Annotated in this window: 17 protein-coding genes; 7 read left to right on the top strand and 10 right to left on the bottom strand. The window is 63.2% G+C overall.

Going from position 1 to position 16,844, the window contains the following annotated elements; genetic code table 11:
• Window positions 1–73: 73 nt before the first annotated feature.
• Genes DM807_RS04180 through glyQ form a run of 4 tightly spaced genes read right to left on the bottom strand, consistent with a single transcriptional unit; the run spans window position 74 to window position 4,432 of the window.
• Complete coding sequence (locus DM807_RS04180) at window positions 74–859, bottom strand: lysophospholipid acyltransferase family protein (protein ID WP_012269866.1); 786 nt, start codon at window positions 857–859, stop codon at window positions 74–76.
• A 46-nt stretch (window positions 860–905) separates the two neighbouring features.
• Window positions 906–1,433, bottom strand: coding sequence for a D-glycero-beta-D-manno-heptose 1,7-bisphosphate 7-phosphatase (gmhB, locus tag DM807_RS04175; RefSeq protein WP_012269867.1), 528 nt, complete (start codon window positions 1,431–1,433; stop codon window positions 906–908).
• A gap of 3 nt (window positions 1,434–1,436) precedes the next feature.
• Window positions 1,437–3,488, bottom strand: a complete 2,052-nt coding sequence (gene glyS / locus DM807_RS04170; protein ID WP_012269868.1) for a glycine--tRNA ligase subunit beta — start codon at window positions 3,486–3,488, stop codon at window positions 1,437–1,439.
• Window positions 3,485–4,432: a glycine--tRNA ligase subunit alpha gene (glyQ, locus tag DM807_RS04165; RefSeq protein ID WP_012269869.1), complete on the bottom strand. Its 948-nt coding sequence runs from the start codon at window positions 4,430–4,432 to the stop codon at window positions 3,485–3,487. The genes glyS and glyQ overlap by 4 nt, the downstream gene beginning before the upstream one ends.
• A gap of 83 nt (window positions 4,433–4,515) precedes the next feature.
• On the opposite strand from glyQ, the gene DM807_RS04160 reads away from it, so the two are divergent.
• Both DM807_RS04160 and DM807_RS04155 read left to right on the top strand, forming a co-directional pair.
• Window positions 4,516–5,067, top strand: a complete 552-nt coding sequence (locus DM807_RS04160) for a DNA-3-methyladenine glycosylase I (RefSeq protein ID WP_012269870.1) — start codon at window positions 4,516–4,518, stop codon at window positions 5,065–5,067.
• Window positions 5,068–5,108: 41 nt separating this feature from the next.
• A complete protein-coding gene (locus DM807_RS04155) occupies window positions 5,109–5,996 on the top strand; it encodes a lysophospholipid acyltransferase (RefSeq protein ID WP_012269871.1) in 888 nt (295 codons plus the stop codon).
• A 117-nt stretch (window positions 5,997–6,113) separates the two neighbouring features.
• On the opposite strand, the gene DM807_RS04150 is transcribed toward DM807_RS04155, so the two are convergent.
• From DM807_RS04150 to def, 5 genes are read right to left on the bottom strand one after another with little or no spacing between them, the layout of a single operon-like run.
• Complete coding sequence (locus tag DM807_RS04150) at window positions 6,114–6,422, bottom strand: tetratricopeptide repeat protein (RefSeq protein WP_012269872.1); 309 nt, start codon at window positions 6,420–6,422, stop codon at window positions 6,114–6,116.
• A gap of 11 nt (window positions 6,423–6,433) precedes the next feature.
• The gene (trkA, locus tag DM807_RS04145) at window positions 6,434–7,807 is read right to left on the bottom strand and encodes a Trk system potassium transporter TrkA (RefSeq protein ID WP_012269873.1); all 1,374 of its coding nucleotides are present in this window, start codon (window positions 7,805–7,807) and stop codon (window positions 6,434–6,436) included.
• Between the two features lie 23 nt (window positions 7,808–7,830).
• A complete protein-coding gene (gene rsmB / locus DM807_RS04140; RefSeq protein ID WP_060515214.1) occupies window positions 7,831–9,141 on the bottom strand; it encodes a 16S rRNA (cytosine(967)-C(5))-methyltransferase RsmB in 1,311 nt (436 codons plus the stop codon).
• On the bottom strand, window positions 9,138–10,070 hold the full coding sequence (gene fmt, locus DM807_RS04135) for a methionyl-tRNA formyltransferase (protein WP_012269875.1): 933 nt from the start codon (window positions 10,068–10,070) through the stop codon (window positions 9,138–9,140). The genes rsmB and fmt overlap by 4 nt, the downstream gene beginning before the upstream one ends.
• A gap of 60 nt (window positions 10,071–10,130) precedes the next feature.
• Entirely contained in the window at window positions 10,131–10,637 is a 507-nt protein-coding gene (gene def, locus DM807_RS04130; RefSeq protein WP_012269876.1) for a peptide deformylase, read from the bottom strand.
• A gap of 206 nt (window positions 10,638–10,843) precedes the next feature.
• Between def and dprA the strand changes: the two genes are divergently transcribed.
• The 3 genes from dprA (at window position 10,844) to DM807_RS04115 (ending at window position 13,754) form a co-directional block, all read left to right on the top strand.
• Window positions 10,844–11,941 carry a DNA-processing protein DprA gene (gene dprA, locus DM807_RS04125; protein ID WP_012269877.1) on the top strand — a complete coding sequence of 366 codons (1,098 nt, stop codon included), beginning with the start codon at window positions 10,844–10,846 and terminating at the stop codon, window positions 11,939–11,941.
• Between the two features lie 42 nt (window positions 11,942–11,983).
• On the top strand, window positions 11,984–12,541 hold the full coding sequence (gene tsaC / locus DM807_RS04120; protein WP_179027077.1) for an L-threonylcarbamoyladenylate synthase type 1 TsaC: 558 nt from the start codon (window positions 11,984–11,986) through the stop codon (window positions 12,539–12,541).
• Between the two features lie 895 nt (window positions 12,542–13,436).
• Window positions 13,437–13,754 (top strand): hypothetical protein, encoded by a 318-nt coding sequence (locus DM807_RS04115; protein ID WP_060515218.1) that lies wholly within the window; start codon window positions 13,437–13,439, stop codon window positions 13,752–13,754.
• Window positions 13,755–13,881: 127 nt separating this feature from the next.
• On the opposite strand, the gene DM807_RS04110 is transcribed toward DM807_RS04115, so the two are convergent.
• Complete coding sequence (locus DM807_RS04110; RefSeq protein WP_179027076.1) at window positions 13,882–14,859, bottom strand: NADPH:quinone reductase; 978 nt, start codon at window positions 14,857–14,859, stop codon at window positions 13,882–13,884.
• Window positions 14,860–14,993: 134 nt separating this feature from the next.
• On the opposite strand from DM807_RS04110, the gene hemF reads away from it, so the two are divergent.
• Window positions 14,994–15,905, top strand: a complete 912-nt coding sequence (hemF, locus tag DM807_RS04105) for an oxygen-dependent coproporphyrinogen oxidase (RefSeq protein WP_060515219.1) — start codon at window positions 14,994–14,996, stop codon at window positions 15,903–15,905.
• A 25-nt stretch (window positions 15,906–15,930) separates the two neighbouring features.
• Entirely contained in the window at window positions 15,931–16,755 is an 825-nt protein-coding gene (gene aroE / locus DM807_RS04100; RefSeq protein ID WP_179027075.1) for a shikimate dehydrogenase, read from the top strand.
• Window positions 16,756–16,844 lie beyond the last annotated feature (89 nt).

The raw sequence follows: 16,844 nt of genomic DNA, 5'->3' as shown, positions 1-16,844 counted from the left end.
CAGATAATTCAAACACTTAGAGATCACTTTAAGCATTTGATGGAAAAATTGCTCACAAGTTATCCACAGATGATCAGGCCATCTGCTCCTGGGGCTTTTCCGCAGCTGGTGGCAGCGAGCCCATGGCCCGCTGGGTTGCCTCGTTCCACGCCGCAGCGCGGTCGTTGAGCTCGGCGATAGCACGTGGCCCGGTACCATTGGCGTACATCGGCTCGCCAATGACCACCTCGATGGTACCGGCACGCTTGCCCCAACCGGTCTTCGGCCAGAACTTGCCGGCGTTGTGGGCAATTGGCAGCACCGGTAACCCGGCATTCACAGCCAGTGCGGTGCCGCCGCGGGAGAACTTGCCGATCGTACCGAACGGCACGCGTGTACCTTCCGGGAAAATCAGCACCCAGGTTTTCTGCTTGAGCAGCTCGTCACCCTTGCTCGCCACCTGGCGCAGCGCTTCCTTGGGGTTGTCGCGGTTGATGGCGATCGGCCGCAGCATGGCCATGGCCCAGCCGAAAAACGGCACGTACAGCAGCTCGCGCTTGAGCACCTGGCTAAGCGGTGAGAAGTACTGGGACAGGAAGAAGGTTTCCCAGGTGCTTTGGTGATTGGACAGAATCACGCAAGGCTCATCCGGTACGTTCTCGGCGCCAGTGATCTTGTAGTCGATACCCAGGATGGTACGCACCAGAAACAGCGCGCAGCGGCACCAGTACACGTTGATGAACTTGTAGCGCTTGGGGAACGACAGGAATGGCGCGATGAAGAAGCTCAGCGAGCACCACAGCAGCGAACTGGTGCCCAGCAGCAGGTAAAAAAGAAAGATTCTGATCGCCTGCAGGATCGACATAGTGGCTTGTACCATTGCGGGGCATGCCCGCCTGAGAAAAATGCGCCCGAAGGCGCACTGTTTAAATTAGTTCTCTGGCGATAGCTGCCAGATCGTCGAAAATCAGTGTAGTTTCCGGGACGCCTTTTTCCAGGGTCCGCTCGCCCTTGCCGGTTTTCACCAACACGGGCTGTGCACCGACGGCCAGGGCAGCCTCCAGGTCACCTTTGCTGTCGCCGACGAACCAGACGCCTTCAAGGCCGGCCTGGTAATGCGCGGCGATCGCCCGCAGCATGCCAGGCTTGGGCTTGCGGCAATCGCAGCCTTCGTCTGGCCCGTGCGGGCAATACACGATGTGGCCCACTTCGCCACCCTGCTCGGCCACCAGCGCACGCAGGCGCGCGTGCATGGCTTCGAGGGTTGCCAGCGGGTAATAGCCACGGGCAATGCCGGACTGGTTGGTGGCCACAGCCACCGTCCAGCCGGCCTTGCTCAACTGCGCGATCGCTTCGACCGAGCCTGGGATCGGCACCCACTCTTCCAGCGTCTTGATGTAGGCGTCGGAGTCGTAGTTGATCACCCCGTCACGGTCGAGAATCAGCAGTTTCAAGGCTTACCCCAGCAGCGAAATGTCGGCCACGCCCAGGAACAGGCCGCGCAGGCGGCTGAGCAGGGCATAACGGTTGGCACGTACCTTGGCGTCTTCGGCGTTCACCATCACCGCCTCGAAGAAGGCATCGACCGGGTCACGCAGGGCGGCCAGGCGGGCCAGCGATTCGCTGTACTGGCGTGCAGCAGCCATCGGTTGCACGGCCTGGTCGGCCTGCTGGATGGCCGAGTACAGGGAGAACTCGTTGGCGTTGTCGAAGTACTTCGGCTCGACCTGTTCGGCGATGGCGCCTTCAGCCTTGCTCAGCAGGTTCGATACACGCTTGTTCACCGCGGCCAGGGCTTCGGCTTCCGGCAGCTTGCGGAAGGCCTGCACGGCCTGCACGCGCTGGTCGAAGTCCAGGGCCGAGCCTGGCTGCAGGGCACGTACCGACAGGTAAGTGGCGACGTCGATGCCTTCGTCTTCGTAACGCGCACGCAGGCGGTCGAAGATGAACTCCAGTACCTGCTCCGCCAGGCCCGCGGCCTTGACCTTGGCACCGAATTGCTTGACCGCGAACTCGACCGCACCGGTCAGGTTCAGGTCCAGCTGCTTCTCGATCAGGATACGCAGCACGCCCAGCGCGGCACGGCGCAGGGCATACGGGTCCTTGCTGCCGGTAGGCAGCATACCGATGCCGAAGATGCCGACCAGGGTGTCGAGCTTGTCGGCGATGGCCACGGCAGCACCGGTGAGGGTCTGCGGCAGCTCGGCGCCAGCACCGCGCGGCATGTACTGCTCGTTCAGGGCCAGGGCAACGTCTTGCGGCTCACCGTCGTTGAGCGCGTAATAGTAACCGGCAACACCCTGCATCTCAGGGAATTCGCCGACCATTTCAGTGGCCAGGTCGCACTTGGACAGCAGGCCCGCACGGCCGGCACGCTGGGCGTCGCCACCGATCAGCGGGGCGATGAAGGCAGCCAGCTTGGAAACACGCTCGGCCTTGTCGTACACGGTGCCCAACTGAGCCTGGAACACCACGTTTTTCAGGCGCTCGTTGAAGGTTTCCAGCGGCTGCTTCTTGTCTTGCTTGAAGAAGAACTCGGCGTCGGTCAGGCGTGGGCGCACGACCTTCTCGTTGCCTTGCACGATCTGCTTCGGGTCACGGCTTTCGACGTTGGCCACGGTGATGAAGCGCGGCAGCAGCTTGCCTTCGCTGTCCAGCAGGCAGAAGTACTTCTGGTTGTCCTGCATGGTGGTAATCAGGGCTTCCTGCGGCACCTCGAGGAAACGCTCCTCGAACGAGCACACCAGCGGCACTGGCCACTCGACCAGGGCGGTCACTTCGTCCAGCAGCGCCGGCGGCACGATGGCCGTGCCTTCCTGCTGCATGGCAAGCTCGGCGGTACGCTTGCTGATCAGCTCGCGGCGCTCGGCGAAGTCCGCCAGCACGTAGGCTTTGCGCAGGTCTTCGACGTAGTTGGCCGGGGTGGTGATCACCACGTTTTCCGGGTGGTGGAAGCGGTGACCACGGGATTCACGGCCGGCCTTCTGCGACAGGATAGTGCAGTCGACCACCTGGTCGCCCAGCAGCATCACCAACCATTGGGTTGGGCGCACGAACTCTTCACGGCTGGCCGCCCAGCGCATGCGCTTGGGGATCGGCAGGTCGTTGAGCGAATCCTCGATGATGGTCGGCAGCAGGCTGGCGGTGGCCTTGCCCGGAATGTGCTGGGAGAAGCGTAGCTTGGCGCCGCTCTGGTCGATTTCGGCCAGCTCTACGCCGCACTTCTTGGCAAAGCCCAAGGCTGCCTGGGTCGGCTCGCCGTCTTTGAAAGCAGCCTGCATGGGCGGGCCGTCGATGTTGATGCTGCGGTCAGGCTGCTGCACGTCCAGCTGGCGGATCAGCACGGCCAGGCGACGTGGCGCGGCGTACACCTGCTTGCCGGTGTAGTTCAGGCCAGCGGCCTGCAGACCTTTCTCGATGCCGGCCAGGAAGGCGTCGCCGAGGCTGGCGAGGGCCTTGGGTGGCAGCTCTTCGGTGCCCAGTTCTACCAGGAAATCTTGAGCACTCATTGTGCAGCCTCCAGCTTAGCCAACACTTCGTCACGCAGTTCAGGGGTGGCCATCGGGAAGCCCAGGCGTGCGCGGGCTTGCAGATAGCTTTGCGCCACGTCCCGGGCCAGGGTACGTACACGCAGGATGTAACGCTGGCGCTCGGTTACCGAGATGGCGCGGCGGGCGTCCAGCAGGTTGAAGGTGTGCGAGGCCTTCAGGACCATTTCGTAGGTCGGCAACGGCAGGTCCAGCTTGATCAGGCGGTTGGCTTCGCTTTCGTAGAAGTCGAACAGTTCGAACAGCTTGTCGACGTTGGCGTGTTCGAAGTTATAGGTCGACTGCTCCACTTCGTTCTGGTGGAACACATCGCCATAGGTGACTTTGCCGAACGGGCCGTCGGCCCACACCAGGTCGTACACCGAGTCCACGCCCTGAATGTACATGGCCAGGCGCTCCAGGCCGTAGGTGATTTCACCGGTAACCGGGTAGCACTCGATGCCGCCTACCTGCTGGAAGTAGGTGAACTGGGTGACTTCCATGCCGTTCAGCCAGATTTCCCAGCCCAGACCCCAGGCGCCGAGGGTCGGCGATTCCCAGTTGTCTTCGACGAAGCGGATGTCGTGCACCAGCGGGTCCAGGCCGATGGCTTTCAGCGAGCCGAGGTACAGCTCCTGGAAGTTGGCCGGGTTGGGCTTGAGCACTACCTGGAACTGGTAGTAGTGCTGCAGGCGGTTTGGGTTTTCGCCATACCGCCCGTCGGCAGGGCGACGGCTAGGCTGCACGTAGGCGGCGTTCCAGGTCTCTGGGCCGACGGCGCGCAGGAACGTGGCGGTATGGAAAGTGCCGGCGCCTACTTCCATATCGTAGGGCTGAAGCACCACACAACCTTGAGCTGCCCAGTAGTTCTGCAGGGCGAGGATCAGGTCTTGGAAGGTACGCACGGCTGGCGTAGGCTGGCTCACGAAATTCACCTGTATCTGGGGATGCGGATGTAAAGAGCGGGAGTATAACCTGATTCGCCTCGCCCTCTACTCATTGGAGCCTTATGCCACGCTGCTTTTGGTGTACCGACGATCCGTTGTACCAGGCCTACCATGACCAGGAATGGGGAACGCCCCAGCGTGACCCGGCGTTGCTCTTCGAGATGCTTTTGCTCGAAGGGTTCCAGGCCGGGCTTTCGTGGATCACCGTTTTGCGCAAACGCGAGCGTTATCGCCAGGTGATGTACGGCTTCGACCCGGTGAAACTGGCCGCCATGAGCGACGAACGCATCGAAGAACTGATGCAAGATGCCGGCATCATTCGCAATCGCCTCAAGCTCAAGGCTGCGCGGCGCAACGCGCAAGCCTGGCTGGCTGTGGATAACCCTGCGCAATGGCTGTGGTCGTTCGTCGGCGGCGAGCCGAAGATCAACCACTTCAAGGGGCGCGGCGAAGTGCCGGCTGTCACCGACGAAGCCACGGCCATGAGCAAGGCCCTGCAGAAGGCCGGTTTCACCTTCGTCGGCCCGACCATCTGCTACGCCTTCATGCAGGCCACCGGCATGGTCATGGACCACACCACCGATTGCGATCGCTACGCCGCCTTGTTGCGCTGAGGGGTTACAATGCGCGCCTTGCTGAAATAAGGAATTCGCCTGTGGAAAAGTTCAAGGGCGCCCTGATGGTCGGGGTGCTGCGCCTGTTTGCCAAGCTGCCCTGGGGCGCTGTACAGCGCGTCGGCGCGGGTATTGGCTGGCTGATGTGGAAAGTCCCCAACGGTTCGCGCAACGTGGTGCGGATCAACCTGGCCAAGTGTTTCCCCGAGATGGACCCGGTTGCCCGTGAGCAGCTGGTTGGCCAGGCGCTGCGGGATATCGGCAAATCCTTTGTCGAAAGTGCCTGTGCCTGGATCTGGCCGCCGCAGCGTTCGCTGGAGCTGGTCAAGGAAGTGCACGGCCTGGAAGTGCTGGAGCAGGCCCTGGCTTCGGGCAAGGGCGTGGTGGGTATTACCAGCCACCTGGGCAACTGGGAAGTGCTGAACCACTTCTACTGTAACCAGTGCAAACCAATCATCTTCTACCGCCCGCCAAAGCTGAAGGCGGTGGATGACCTGCTGCGCGAGCAGCGCGTGCAGATGGGCAACCGCGTGGCGCCTTCGACCAAGGAAGGCATCCTCAGCGTGATCAAGGAAGTGCGCCGCGGTGGCCAGGTGGGCATTCCTGCCGACCCGGAGCCTGCGGAATCGGCAGGGGTGTTCGTGCCGTTCCTGGGCACCCAGGCGCTGACCAGCAAGTTCGTGCCTAACATGCTGGCGGGTGGCAAGGCGGTGGGGGTGTTTCTGCATGCGCTGCGGCTGCCGGATGGTTCGGGCTTCAAGGTGTTTCTGGAGGCGGCGCCCGAGGAGATGTACAGCACCGACGTCAACGTGTCGGCGGCGGCGATGAGTAAGGTAGTCGAACGCTATGTGCGCGAGTACCCGAGCCAGTACATGTGGAGCATGAAGCGCTTCAAGAAGCGACCGGCTGGCGAGCCGCGCTGGTATTGAGATTTTTGGGGGCGCTTTGCGCCCCTTTCGCGACACAAGGCCGCTCCTACAAAGGATGGCGGTCACCTGTAGGAGCGGCCTTGTGTCGCGATGGGCTGCAAAGCAGCCCAGACAATCTCAGACCTTGTTGAGCTTCTTGAGGAACACGGTCATCTCTTTCTCGGCCTGCTTGTCCCCATGGGCCTGCGCCGCCACGATTCCGTCTTCCCAGGCCTTGCGTGCTGCCGTCAGGTCACCCTGCAACTGATACGCCTTGCCCAGCAGCTTCCACGCTGCGGAATATTTCGGGTCCTGCTCAACACAGCGCGCCAGGTGCACCGCCGCTTCAACGCCGTTGCCTTCATCCAGCCAAGCCTTGCCCAGCCCAAACCTGAGCAGCGGGTTATCCACACCCTTGGCCAGCATCTTCTCCAGCGATTCGCGCATGCCCTCTTCTCCTAGAAGAAACTCAAGCCGACGTGGAACAGCTTTTCCACATCGCGAATATGCTTTTTATCCACAACGAACAGGATCACATGGTCCCCCGATTCGATCATGGTGTCGTCGTGGGCGATCATCACTTCTTCGTCACGGATGATCGCACCGATCGTGGTACCCGGTGGCAGGGCGATGTCTTCGATGGCCTTGCCGACCACCTTGCTCGACTTCGAATCCCCGTGCGCCACGGCCTCGATGGCCTCGGCCGCGCCGCGGCGCAGCGAATGCACGCTGACGATGTCGCCCCGGCGCACGTGCGCCAGCAGGGTGCCGATGGTTGCCAGCTGCGGGCTGATGGCGATGTCGATATCGCCGCCCTGCACCAGGTCGACATAGGCCGGGTTGTTGATGATAGTCATCACCTTGCCCGCACCCAGGCGCTTGGCCAGCAGCGACGACATGATGTTGGCTTCGTCGTCGTTGGTCAGGGCCAGGAAAATATCGGCATCGGCGATGTTCTCTTCGAGCATCAGGTCCTTGTCCGAGGCACTGCCCTGGAGCACCACAGTGCTTTCCAGGGTATCGGACAGGTGCCGGCAACGGGCCGGGCTCATCTCGATGATCTTCACCTGGTAGCGGCTTTCGATGGCTTCGGCCAGACGCTCGCCGATCTGCCCGCCGCCGGCGATGACAATGCGCTTGTTGGTTTCGTCGATGCGCCGCAGTTCGCCCATCACGGCGCGAATGTCCTTTTTGGCGGCGATGAAGAACACTTCGTCGTCAGCCTCGATCACTGTGTCGCCACGCGGAGTGATCGGCCGGTCGCGGCGGAAGATGGCCGCCACGCGGGTGTCGACGTTGGGCATGTGCGCACGTATCTGGCGCAGTTGCTGGCCGACCAGCGGGCCGCCGTAGTAGGCCTTTACCGCCACCAACTGGGCCTTTCCTTCGGCGAAGTCGATTACTTGCAGCGAGCCTGGGTGTTCGATCAGGCGCTTGATGTAGTTGGTCACCACCTGCTCGGGGCTGATCAGCACGTCCACCGGGATGTGGTCGTTGTCGAACAGCTCTTCGCGGGTCAGGTAGGACGATTCACGCACCCGGGCGATCTTGGTCGGGGTGTGGAACAACGAATAGGCCACCTGGCAGGCGACCATGTTGGTTTCGTCGCTGTTGGTGACCGCCACCAGCATGTCGGCGTCGTCGGCACCGGCCTGGCGCAGCACCGTCGGCAGCGAGCCGCGGCCCTGCACGGTACGGATGTCCAGGCGATCGCCGAGGTCGCGCAGGCGGTCGCCGTCTGTATCGACCACGGTAATGTCGTTCGCTTCGCTGGCCAGGTGCTCTGCCAGCGTACCGCCTACCTGCCCTGCGCCAAGGATGATGATCTTCATCCGCTACTCCCTACCCTGTGTGCTTATCCGCGTGAGGCGGCGATCTTGATCAGCTTGGCATAGTAGAAGCCGTCGTGGCCGCCTTCCTGGGCCAGCAACTGGCGGCCGTGGGGCTGGCGCAGGCCGGCCTCGGTGGCCAGGTCCAGCTCACGGGCACCTGGGGTGCGGGCGAGGAAAGCGTCGATTACTTCGGTGTTCTCGGTCGGCAGGCTGGAGCAGGTGGCGTACAACAGCATGCCGCCTACTTCCAGGGTTGGCCACAGGGCGTCGAGCAGCTCGCCTTGCAGCGCTGCCAGGGCCGGGATGTCGTCGGCCTGGCGGGTCAGCTTGATGTCTGGGTGACGGCGGATCACGCCGGTGGCCGAGCATGGCGCGTCGAGCAGGATGCGCTGGAACGGTTTGCCATCCCACCAGCTGGCGGTGTCGCGGGCATCGCAGGCGATCAGCTCGGCGTCGAGCTTGAGGCGGTCGAGGTTTTCGCGCACGCGGATCAGGCGTTTGGCTTCGAGGTCGATGGCCACGACGTGGGCCAGGCCGGCTTCGGCCTCCAGCAAGTGGCAGGTTTTGCCGCCCGGTGCGCAGCAGGCGTCCAGCACGCGCTGGCCGGGGGCCAGTTCGAGCAGGTCGGCGGACAGCTGCGCGGCTTCGTCCTGCACACTCACCCAGCCCTCGGCGAAGCCTGGCAAGCCGCGCACGTCACAGGCCTCGGCCAGCACGATGCCGTCACGGCTGTACTGGCAGGCGCTGGCGCCAATGCCCGCTTCGGCCAGCAGTGCCAGGTAGGCATCGCGGCTGTGGTGACGGCGGTTGACCCGCAGAATCATCGGCGGGTGGGCGTTGTTGGCGGCGCAGATGGCTTCCCATTGCTCGGGCCAGAACGCTTTCAGCGCCTTCTGCAGCCAGCGCGGGTGGGCGGTACGCACCACTGGGTCGCGCTCCATGCTGGCGAGCAGTTCCTCGCCTTCGCGCTGGGCACGGCGCAGCACGGCATTGAGCAGGCCCTTGGCCCATGGCTTCTTCAGCTTGTCGGCACAGCCCACGGTTTCGCCGATGGCGGCGTGGGCCGGAATGCGGGTGTAGAACAGCTGGTACAGGCCAACCAGCAGCAGCGCCTGAACATCGGCGTCGGCGGCCTTGAAGGGCTTTTGCAGCAGTTGGGCGGCCAGCAGGTCGAGGCGTGGTTGCCAGCGCGCGGTGCCGAACGCCAGGTCCTGGGTCAGGCCACGGTCGCGTTCGTCGACCTTGTCCAGTTGGGCCGGCAGCGAGCTGTTCAGCGAGGCCTTGCCGCTAAGCACAGCGGCAAGGGCACGGGCGGCAGCGAGGCGTGGGTTCATTGGCCCAGCACCTTGCCGGCGGCGAACTTCTCGCGGCGGCTGTTGAACAGGTCGCTGAAGCTCAGCGCCTTGCCGCCAGGCAATTGCAGGCGGGTCAGGCTCAGCGCCTGGTCACCGCAAGCAACGACGAGACCGTCCTTGCTGGCGGAAAGGATTTCGCCCGGGGCGCCCTTGCCTGTGGACAAGTTGGCGGCCAGCACCTTCACGCTTTCGCCATCGAGGGTGCTGTGGCACACGGGCCACGGGTTGAAGGCGCGGATCAGGCGCTCCAGCTCGACGGCCGGGCGGCTCCAGTCGATGCGCGCCTCGTCCTTGTTCAGTTTGTGTGCGTAGGTCGCCAGGGCATCATCCTGTACTTCACCTTGCAGCGAGCCGTCGGCCAGGCCGGCGATGGCCTGTACGACGGCAGGCGGGCCCATCTCGGCCAGGCGGTCGTGCAAGGTGCCGCCGGTGTCGTCGGCACTGATCGGGGTGACGACCTTGAGCAGCATCGGGCCGGTGTCCAGGCCAGCTTCCATACGCATCACGGTTACGCCGCTCTCGGCGTCGCCGGCTTCCACGGCGCGCTGGATCGGTGCCGCACCGCGCCAGCGTGGCAGCAGAGAAGCGTGGCTGTTGATGCAGCCCAGGCGCGGGATATCCAGCACCGCCTGCGGCAGGATCAGGCCGTAGGCGACCACCACCATCAGGTCTGGCTTCAATGCGGCCAGTTCGGCCTGGGCATCGGCGTTGCGCAGGGTCTGCGGCTGGAACACCGGGATGTCATGGGCCACGGCCAGTGCCTTGACCGCACTTGGCATGAGCTTCTGGCCACGGCCGGCTGGGCGGTCGGGCTGGGTGTAGACGGCCACGATCTCGTAGGGGCTGTCGAGCAGGGCCTTGAGGTGTTCGGCGGCAAACTCTGGAGTGCCTGCAAAGACGATGCGCATGGAGTTCTCGCTTCAAAAAAGAAAAAGGCTTGCCGGAGCAAGCCTTCTGGAAGGTGGGGATCAGGCTTGCTGGCGGTGCTGCTTTTCCAGTTTCTTCTTGATCCGGTCGCGTTTGAGCTGCGACAGGTAGTCAACGAACAGCTTGCCGTTGAGGTGATCGAATTCGTGCTGCACGCACACCGCCAACAGGCCTTCGCATTCCAGCTCGAACGGCTTGCCGTCGCGGTCCTGGGCCTTGACCCGAACACGCAGCGGGCGGTCGACGTTCTCGTAGAAGCCGGGCACCGACAGGCAACCTTCCTGGTACTGGCCCATGTCGTGGGTGAGTTCTTCGACCGTGGGGTTGATGAAGACGCGCGGCTCGCTGCGGTCTTCGCTGAGGTCCATGACCACGACCTGCAGGTGCACGTTGACCTGGGTGGCGGCCAGGCCGATACCAGGGGCTTCGTACATGGTTTCAAACATGTCGTCGATCAGCTGACGCAGGGCGTCGTCGAACTCCGTCACCGGTTTGGCGATAGTGCGCAGGCGCGGGTCCGGGAATTCGAGAATGTTCAAGATGGCCATAAGGTCAGGCAGTCACTGTGCGTTCGGTTGAAAACTGAGCACACATAATAAAGGGAAACGGGCATTTCGGCACCTGGCAAGCTCGTCTAGGGTGTCTATGGGCTTGATAGCCCCCAATCAATGGACAGCTTTTCAAAGTGTTACTCACAGAGTTATCCACAGGTTGTGCCACGTAAATGGCCCTGTTTCGATCAAGGACGATCCTCATGCCCCGTTACCATTCGTCGCTCTGCCCGCCTGCCGAACTTGAGGCGCGATTACGTCTGCATCGCCTGCCCGAGACAGGACTGCGACGTTTTCGCACCTTGCTCGATGCCTTCGGCAGTGCCTCTTGCGCGCTCAGTGCGCCCGGTGCGGCCTGGCGAGCGTTGGGCATCCCGCAAGCCACCATCGATGCCCGGCGCAGTGCCGAGGTACGAGATGGGGCGCTGGCCGCAATGGCCTGGTTAGAGCGCCCGGGCCAGCATTTGCTGATGTGGGACGACCCTGGCTACCCTGCCTTGCTGGCAGAAACCGACGATGCCCCGCCGCTGCTTTTCGTTGCGGGTGAACCGGCCTTGCTCGACCGCCCTCAGCTGGCCATCGTGGGCAGCAGACGTGCTACACCCCCGGCGCTCGACACTGCCCGGGCATTTTCCCGCTATCTCGCACAAGCCGGTTTCACCATTACCAGCGGGCTGGCGGTAGGTGTCGACGGTGCCGCTCATCGGGCCGCGTTGCAGGCCGGTGGGTGCACGATTGCCGTGCTCGGTACGGGGCTGCAAAAACTTTATCCACAGCGCCATCATGAGCTTGCGCAGGCGATGATCGACAATGGCAGTGCGCTGGTTTCCGAGTATCCGCTGGATGCCGGGCCACTGCCCGGCAATTTCCCACGGCGCAATCGCATCATCAGCGGCTTGTCGCTGGGGGTGTTGGTGGTCGAGGCCAGCCTGGCCAGCGGCTCGCTCATCACGGCGCGCCTGGCGGCCGAGCAAGGCCGCGAGGTGTATGCCATTCCGGGTTCCATTCACCACCCGGGGGCCAAGGGCTGTCACCAGCTGATCCGTGATGGGGCGCTGCTGGTGGAAAGTGTGGAGCAGATCCTGGAAAGCCTGAAGGGTTGGCAGAACCTGCCGCCTGCAGTTGTGGACAGGTTCGAGCATCCCCTGCTTGCCCTGCTGCATGCAGCACCGCAAACCAGCGAAAGCCTGGCGCACTGCAGCGAGCTGCCGTTGGCCGAGGTACTGGCGCAGCTGACCGAGCTGGAGCTGGACGGCCGGGTCAGCAATGAAGCCGGGCGTTGGTTTGCCCGCGCGGGCTAAGTACACTGCTCACATGCAAGGTATAGAGGCGGAGAAACAGCAATGGTGAGCAGTTTTCGTGTGCAACAAGCCGCACGTGAGATCCGGGCGGGCGCAGTAATCGCCTACCCGACGGAAGCGGTCTGGGGCCTTGGCTGCGATCCATGGAATGAGGACGCGGTGTATCGCCTGCTGGCGCTCAAGTCGCGGCCTGTGGATAAAGGACTGATCCTGATTGCCGACAACATCCGCCAGTTCGACTTCCTGTTCGAGGACTTCCCCGAAGACTGGATCGAGCGCATGGGTAGCACCTGGCCGGGGCCCAATACCTGGCTGGTGCCGCACCAGGAACTGTTGCCCGAATGGGTGACCGGGCAGCATGACACCGTGGCGCTGCGGGTCAGTGACCATCCGCAGGTGCGTGAACTGTGCGCGCTGGTGGGGCCGCTGATTTCCACCTCGTGCAACCCTGGCGGGCGCCCGGCGGCCAAGACCCGGTTGCGGGTTGAGCAGTACTTCCATGGCCAGCTGGACCTGGTGTTGGGTGGGGCGCTGGGTGGGCGGAAGAACCCTAGTGTGATTCGTAACCTGGCTACTGGCGAAGTCGTTCGGCCTGGCTGATACCTATCCACAGGCCTGGCGGATGACCCGCTCCCACAGGGGGCCAATGTCCCAGGTGTTAGCCTTGATGCTTTCTTTGCCTGTGAGATCGAGCGCCGCCCGCGCGCCGCATCGCGAGCTGCGCTCGCTCCTACGTTTGTTTTGGGCCAGTCATGCCTGTTACAGGCGCGCGCGACCGCCTTGTTTGTACGACACGATATCGCGCCATGCGCCAATGGGGGCCGCGCGCAAATGGCACAGGAATAATTGGCCCGAAACAAACGTAGGAGCGAGCGTAGCTCGCGATGCGCCGCGCGGGCGGCGCTCGATTTACGCAGCGCCACAGAAACCAAGGCAAGCGCTTGGTTGCCATTACGCGGTCTGCGTAGTGCGCCAAATCGATTGGGGGGCGTAGGCATACCTACCCGAAAAAACAAAGGCCGCATAAGCGGCCTCAATGGTAAGGATGTACTCGCCCGGATAACTTGAGCTCAGCCGGCGCACCAGTACAACCTGAACAGGGAACGCTACGCTTCCAAACCAGCACGGTCAAGGCAGCCCCCTTTTTCTCGCGTGCTGTGCATGCGCCTCCTGTTGCCTTCTAAATGATCAGACTTTTCTGATTATTACCAAAATGGCTGTCCAGCCGGCCGCTTCGGAAATATCCTACGACCCGCGTCCTCTGCCGTCACCTTCTCAGCGGGAACCTCTGCCCTTAGGCTTAAACCGTCGCCGAATAACTTGGCGATCGGGTGTGGTAACCCGGGTTCAGAGAGATCTTGGCAGTCCATGGCGGCTGTTCGCAGGAGGCTTCGTGCCTGCTGGGTTTTAGATCTCTCACCCGGTTTACCACCCTGCGTACAGCTGCCACCCATTCGTGTGGTACCGACTGGGTGGGGCCATGAAGCGAGATCTAATGATGAAGAAAATTGTTCCAGATCCACCCCTACCCTGCACCTCCACCCGCTCCTTCGGCCGCTGCGACGCCGGCCATGACCCGCTCTTCACCGTCAACCCGAACATTTCCGCCGAGGACGCTCTGGTCCACGTAGCCCTATACCTGCGCAGCGCCTACGAAACCGGGTACAAAGCCCTGGACTACATGCGTGAAGAAGGCCGTGGCATGTTTTGGTCGAACCTGCATGCGATTGAAATGGCGGAGGGTGTGATTGAGGCGATACTCGATGGCATCGAGTCGACCCCACCACCGGCAAACCGACCCTTAAAGGCATAGCGCAGCTATCGAAGCCGACACAGTACCTGTGGGAGCGGGCATGCCCGCGAACACCGGCAAAGCCGGTGCCATGCACTGCGGTGGCATCTTCGCGGGCATGCCCGCTCCCACAGGGAATGTGTCGGGTTCAGGGGATCAGTACAGTCGACCCCACAGTCCTGCGCGCCGACAGCTCTGCCTGTGCCTTGGCCGCCTCGCTCAGCGGATACCGCTGCTGGATATCCACAACCAGCTTGCCACTGCCAATCATTGCAAACAGGTCATCGGCCATGGCCTGGGTGTTCTCGGCATTGTTGGCATAGGTGGCCAAGGTCGGCCGGGTCACATACAGCGAGCCCTTCTGCGCCAGAATCCCCAGGTTCACCCCGCTCACCGCGCCCGAGGCATTGCCGAAGCTCACCATCAGCCCACGTGGTTGCAGGCAGTCCAGCGAGGTCAGCCAGGTATCGGCGCCCACCCCGTCATACACCACCGGGCATTTCTTGCCGTCGGTCAGCTCCAGTACTCGCTTGGCCACATCTTCATGGCTGTAGTCGATGGTTTCCCATGCCCCCAGCGCCTTGGCCCGTTCGGCCTTCTCGGCAGAACTCACGGTACCGATCAGCTTGGCGCCCAGGGCCTTGGCCCACTGGCACGCCAACGAACCCACGCCACCCGCTGCCGCGTGGAACAGGATCACGTCGCCCGGTTTGACTTCATAGGTCTGCTTCAGCAGGTATTGCACGGTCAAACCCTTGAGCATCACCGCTGCCGCCTGCTCGAAGCTGATGTTGTCGGGCAGCTTGACCAGGTTGGCCTCCGGCAGCGTATGCACCTCGCTGTACGCACCCAGCGGCCCGCCGGCATGGGCCACGCGGTCACCCACTTTCAGCCGGGTCACGCCCTCGCCTACGGCCTCGACCACACCGGCCGCTTCTGTGCCCAGGCCAGCAGGCAGGGACGGCGGCGCATACAGCCCGCTGCGAAAATACGTGTCGATGAAGTTCAGGCCGATGGCATGGTTGCGCACACGCACCTGCTGCGGCGCGGGCGGGGCGGGTTCGAATTCCACAAACTGCAGCACTTCCGGGCCGCCATGCTGGCTGAACTGGATACGCTTGGCCATCTCGCACTCCTGTCGTCGGGATCGGGAAAGGCCTTCTATCGGACGCCTTTGCTTGATCGCCGTCAACTGCGGCGCGCGGGCTGGCGGTGGTATGCTACGCGGCGAATTCTTCCCTGCCCGTTTCTGGTGACCCGATGACTAGCCGCACCGAGGCCGTGAAAGCCTACCTGCTCGACCTGCAAGACCGCATCTGCTCTGCCCTCGAAACAGAAGACGGCGGCGCCCGCTTCGTCGAGGATGCCTGGGTGCGCGAAGCCGGTGGCGGGGGCCGCACGCGGGTGATCGGCGACGGCAAGGTGATCGAGAAAGGCGGGGTCAACTTCTCCCATGTGTTTGGTGCCGGCCTGCCGCCCTCGGCCAGTGCCCACCGCCCTGAACTGGCTGGCCGTGGCTTCGAGGCCCTGGGTGTGTCGCTGGTGATTCACCCGCACAACCCGCATGTGCCCACTTCCCACGCCAACGTGCGGTTCTTCATCGCCGAGAAAGAAGGTGAAGAAGCCGTGTGGTGGTTTGGCGGCGGCTTCGACCTGACGCCGTACTACGGCAATGAAGAAGATTGCATCCACTGGCACCATGTGGCCGAGCAGGCCTGCGCGCCCTTCGGCGCCGACGTGTACCCACGCTACAAAGCCTGGTGCGACCGCTACTTCCACCTCAAGCACCGTGGCGAGCCACGCGGTATCGGCGGCCTGTTCTTCGATGACCTGAACGAGTGGGACTTCGACACCTGCTTCGCCTTCATCCGCGCCATTGGCGATGCCTACGTCAACGCCTACCTGCCGATCGTCCAGCGCCGCAAGGACACGCCTTACACCCCGCAGCAGCGCGAGTTCCAGGAATACCGTCGCGGCCGTTACGTGGAGTTCAACCTGGTGTACGACCGTGGCACCCTGTTCGGCCTGCAGTCCGGTGGCCGCACCGAGTCCATCCTCATGTCGCTGCCGCCTCAGGTGCGTTGGGGCTACGACTGGAAGGCTGCGCCCGGCAGCGAAGAAGCGCGCCTGACCGAGTACTTCCTGCAGGACCGCGACTGGCTAGGCCAGTAAGCCTGTGGATAAACAAGGAGCCGTCATGGACCAGTACGTCGTTTTTGGTAACCCCATCGGCCACAGCAAGTCGCCGCTGATCCACCGCCTGTTTGCCGAGCAGACCGGGCAGGACCTGGAATACGCCACCCTGCTGGCGCCGCTGGACGAGTTCAGTGATTGCGCGCGCGGCTTCTTCAAGCAAGGCAGCGGCGGTAACGTCACCGTGCCGTTCAAGGAAGAAGCCTACCGCTTGTGCGACAGCCTGACCCCGCGTGCCCTGCGCGCTGGTGCAGTGAACACGCTGAGCAAGCTGGCTGATGGCACCCTGCAGGGCGACAACACCGATGGCGCTGGCCTGGTGCGCGACTTGACGGTGAATGCCGGGGTCGAGCTTGCCGGTAAGCGCATTCTCATCCTGGGGGCCGGTGGCGCCGTGCGTGGCGTGCTGGAGCCCATATTGGCGCACAAGCCGCAATCGTTGGTAATTGCAAACCGGACGGTGGAAAAGGCCGAGCAGCTGGCGCGTGAGTTCGATGAGCTGGGCCCGGTGGTGGCGAGCGGGTTCGCCTGGTTGCAGGAGCCGGTGGATGTGATCATCAACGCCACCTCGGCGAGCCTGGCCGGGGAAATGCCGCCGATTGCCGACAGCCTGGTCGAGGCGGGGCGTACGGTTTGCTACGACATGATGTATGGCAAGGAGCCTACGCCGTTTTGCCAATGGGCCGCTGACTTGGGCGCTGCAAAGGTGCTGGATGGGTTAGGGATGCTGGCTGAGCAGGCGGCTGAAGCCTTCTTTATCTGGCGTGGGGTTCGGCCTGATACCGCGCCGGTGTTGGCGGAGCTGCGACGGCAGCTCGCTCGGGGCTGAGATTGTCGGGGCCGCTTTGCGGCCCATCGCGACACAAGGCCGCTCCTACAGGGGATCGCGGTCTGGCGGCAAATCGAGATCCCTGTAGG

Origin of the sequence: Pseudomonas hunanensis (assembly GCF_013393325.1) — a bacterium.
Classification (GTDB): domain Bacteria; phylum Pseudomonadota; class Gammaproteobacteria; order Pseudomonadales; family Pseudomonadaceae; genus Aquipseudomonas; species Aquipseudomonas putida_P.
Note: the sequence above shows the minus strand (reverse complement) of the source record. Positions and strands in the feature narration are given on the sequence as shown.

What these genes read in the sequence shown, in the direction of transcription:
- hemF (WP_060515219.1), top strand. Translation starts at nt 14,994, where the DNA reads ATGACTAGCCGCACCGAGGCCGTGAAAGCCTACCTGCTCGACCTGCAA.
- DM807_RS04110 (WP_179027076.1), bottom strand. Translation starts at nt 14,859, where the DNA reads ATGGCCAAGCGTATCCAGTTCAGCCAGCATGGCGGCCCGGAAGTGCTG.
- dprA (WP_012269877.1), top strand. Translation starts at nt 10,844, where the DNA reads ATGCCCCGTTACCATTCGTCGCTCTGCCCGCCTGCCGAACTTGAGGCG.
- trkA (WP_012269873.1), bottom strand. Translation starts at nt 7,807, where the DNA reads ATGAAGATCATCATCCTTGGCGCAGGGCAGGTAGGCGGTACGCTGGCA.
- fmt (WP_012269875.1), bottom strand. Translation starts at nt 10,070, where the DNA reads ATGCGCATCGTCTTTGCAGGCACTCCAGAGTTTGCCGCCGAACACCTC.
- tsaC (WP_179027077.1), top strand. Translation starts at nt 11,984, where the DNA reads ATGGTGAGCAGTTTTCGTGTGCAACAAGCCGCACGTGAGATCCGGGCG.
- aroE (WP_179027075.1), top strand. Translation starts at nt 15,931, where the DNA reads ATGGACCAGTACGTCGTTTTTGGTAACCCCATCGGCCACAGCAAGTCG.
- DM807_RS04160 (WP_012269870.1), top strand. Translation starts at nt 4,516, where the DNA reads ATGCCACGCTGCTTTTGGTGTACCGACGATCCGTTGTACCAGGCCTAC.
- DM807_RS04180 (WP_012269866.1), bottom strand. Translation starts at nt 859, where the DNA reads ATGGTACAAGCCACTATGTCGATCCTGCAGGCGATCAGAATCTTTCTT.
- DM807_RS04150 (WP_012269872.1), bottom strand. Translation starts at nt 6,422, where the DNA reads ATGCGCGAATCGCTGGAGAAGATGCTGGCCAAGGGTGTGGATAACCCG.
- glyS (WP_012269868.1), bottom strand. Translation starts at nt 3,488, where the DNA reads ATGAGTGCTCAAGATTTCCTGGTAGAACTGGGCACCGAAGAGCTGCCA.
- def (WP_012269876.1), bottom strand. Translation starts at nt 10,637, where the DNA reads ATGGCCATCTTGAACATTCTCGAATTCCCGGACCCGCGCCTGCGCACT.
- rsmB (WP_060515214.1), bottom strand. Translation starts at nt 9,141, where the DNA reads ATGAACCCACGCCTCGCTGCCGCCCGTGCCCTTGCCGCTGTGCTTAGC.
- DM807_RS04115 (WP_060515218.1), top strand. Translation starts at nt 13,437, where the DNA reads ATGATGAAGAAAATTGTTCCAGATCCACCCCTACCCTGCACCTCCACC.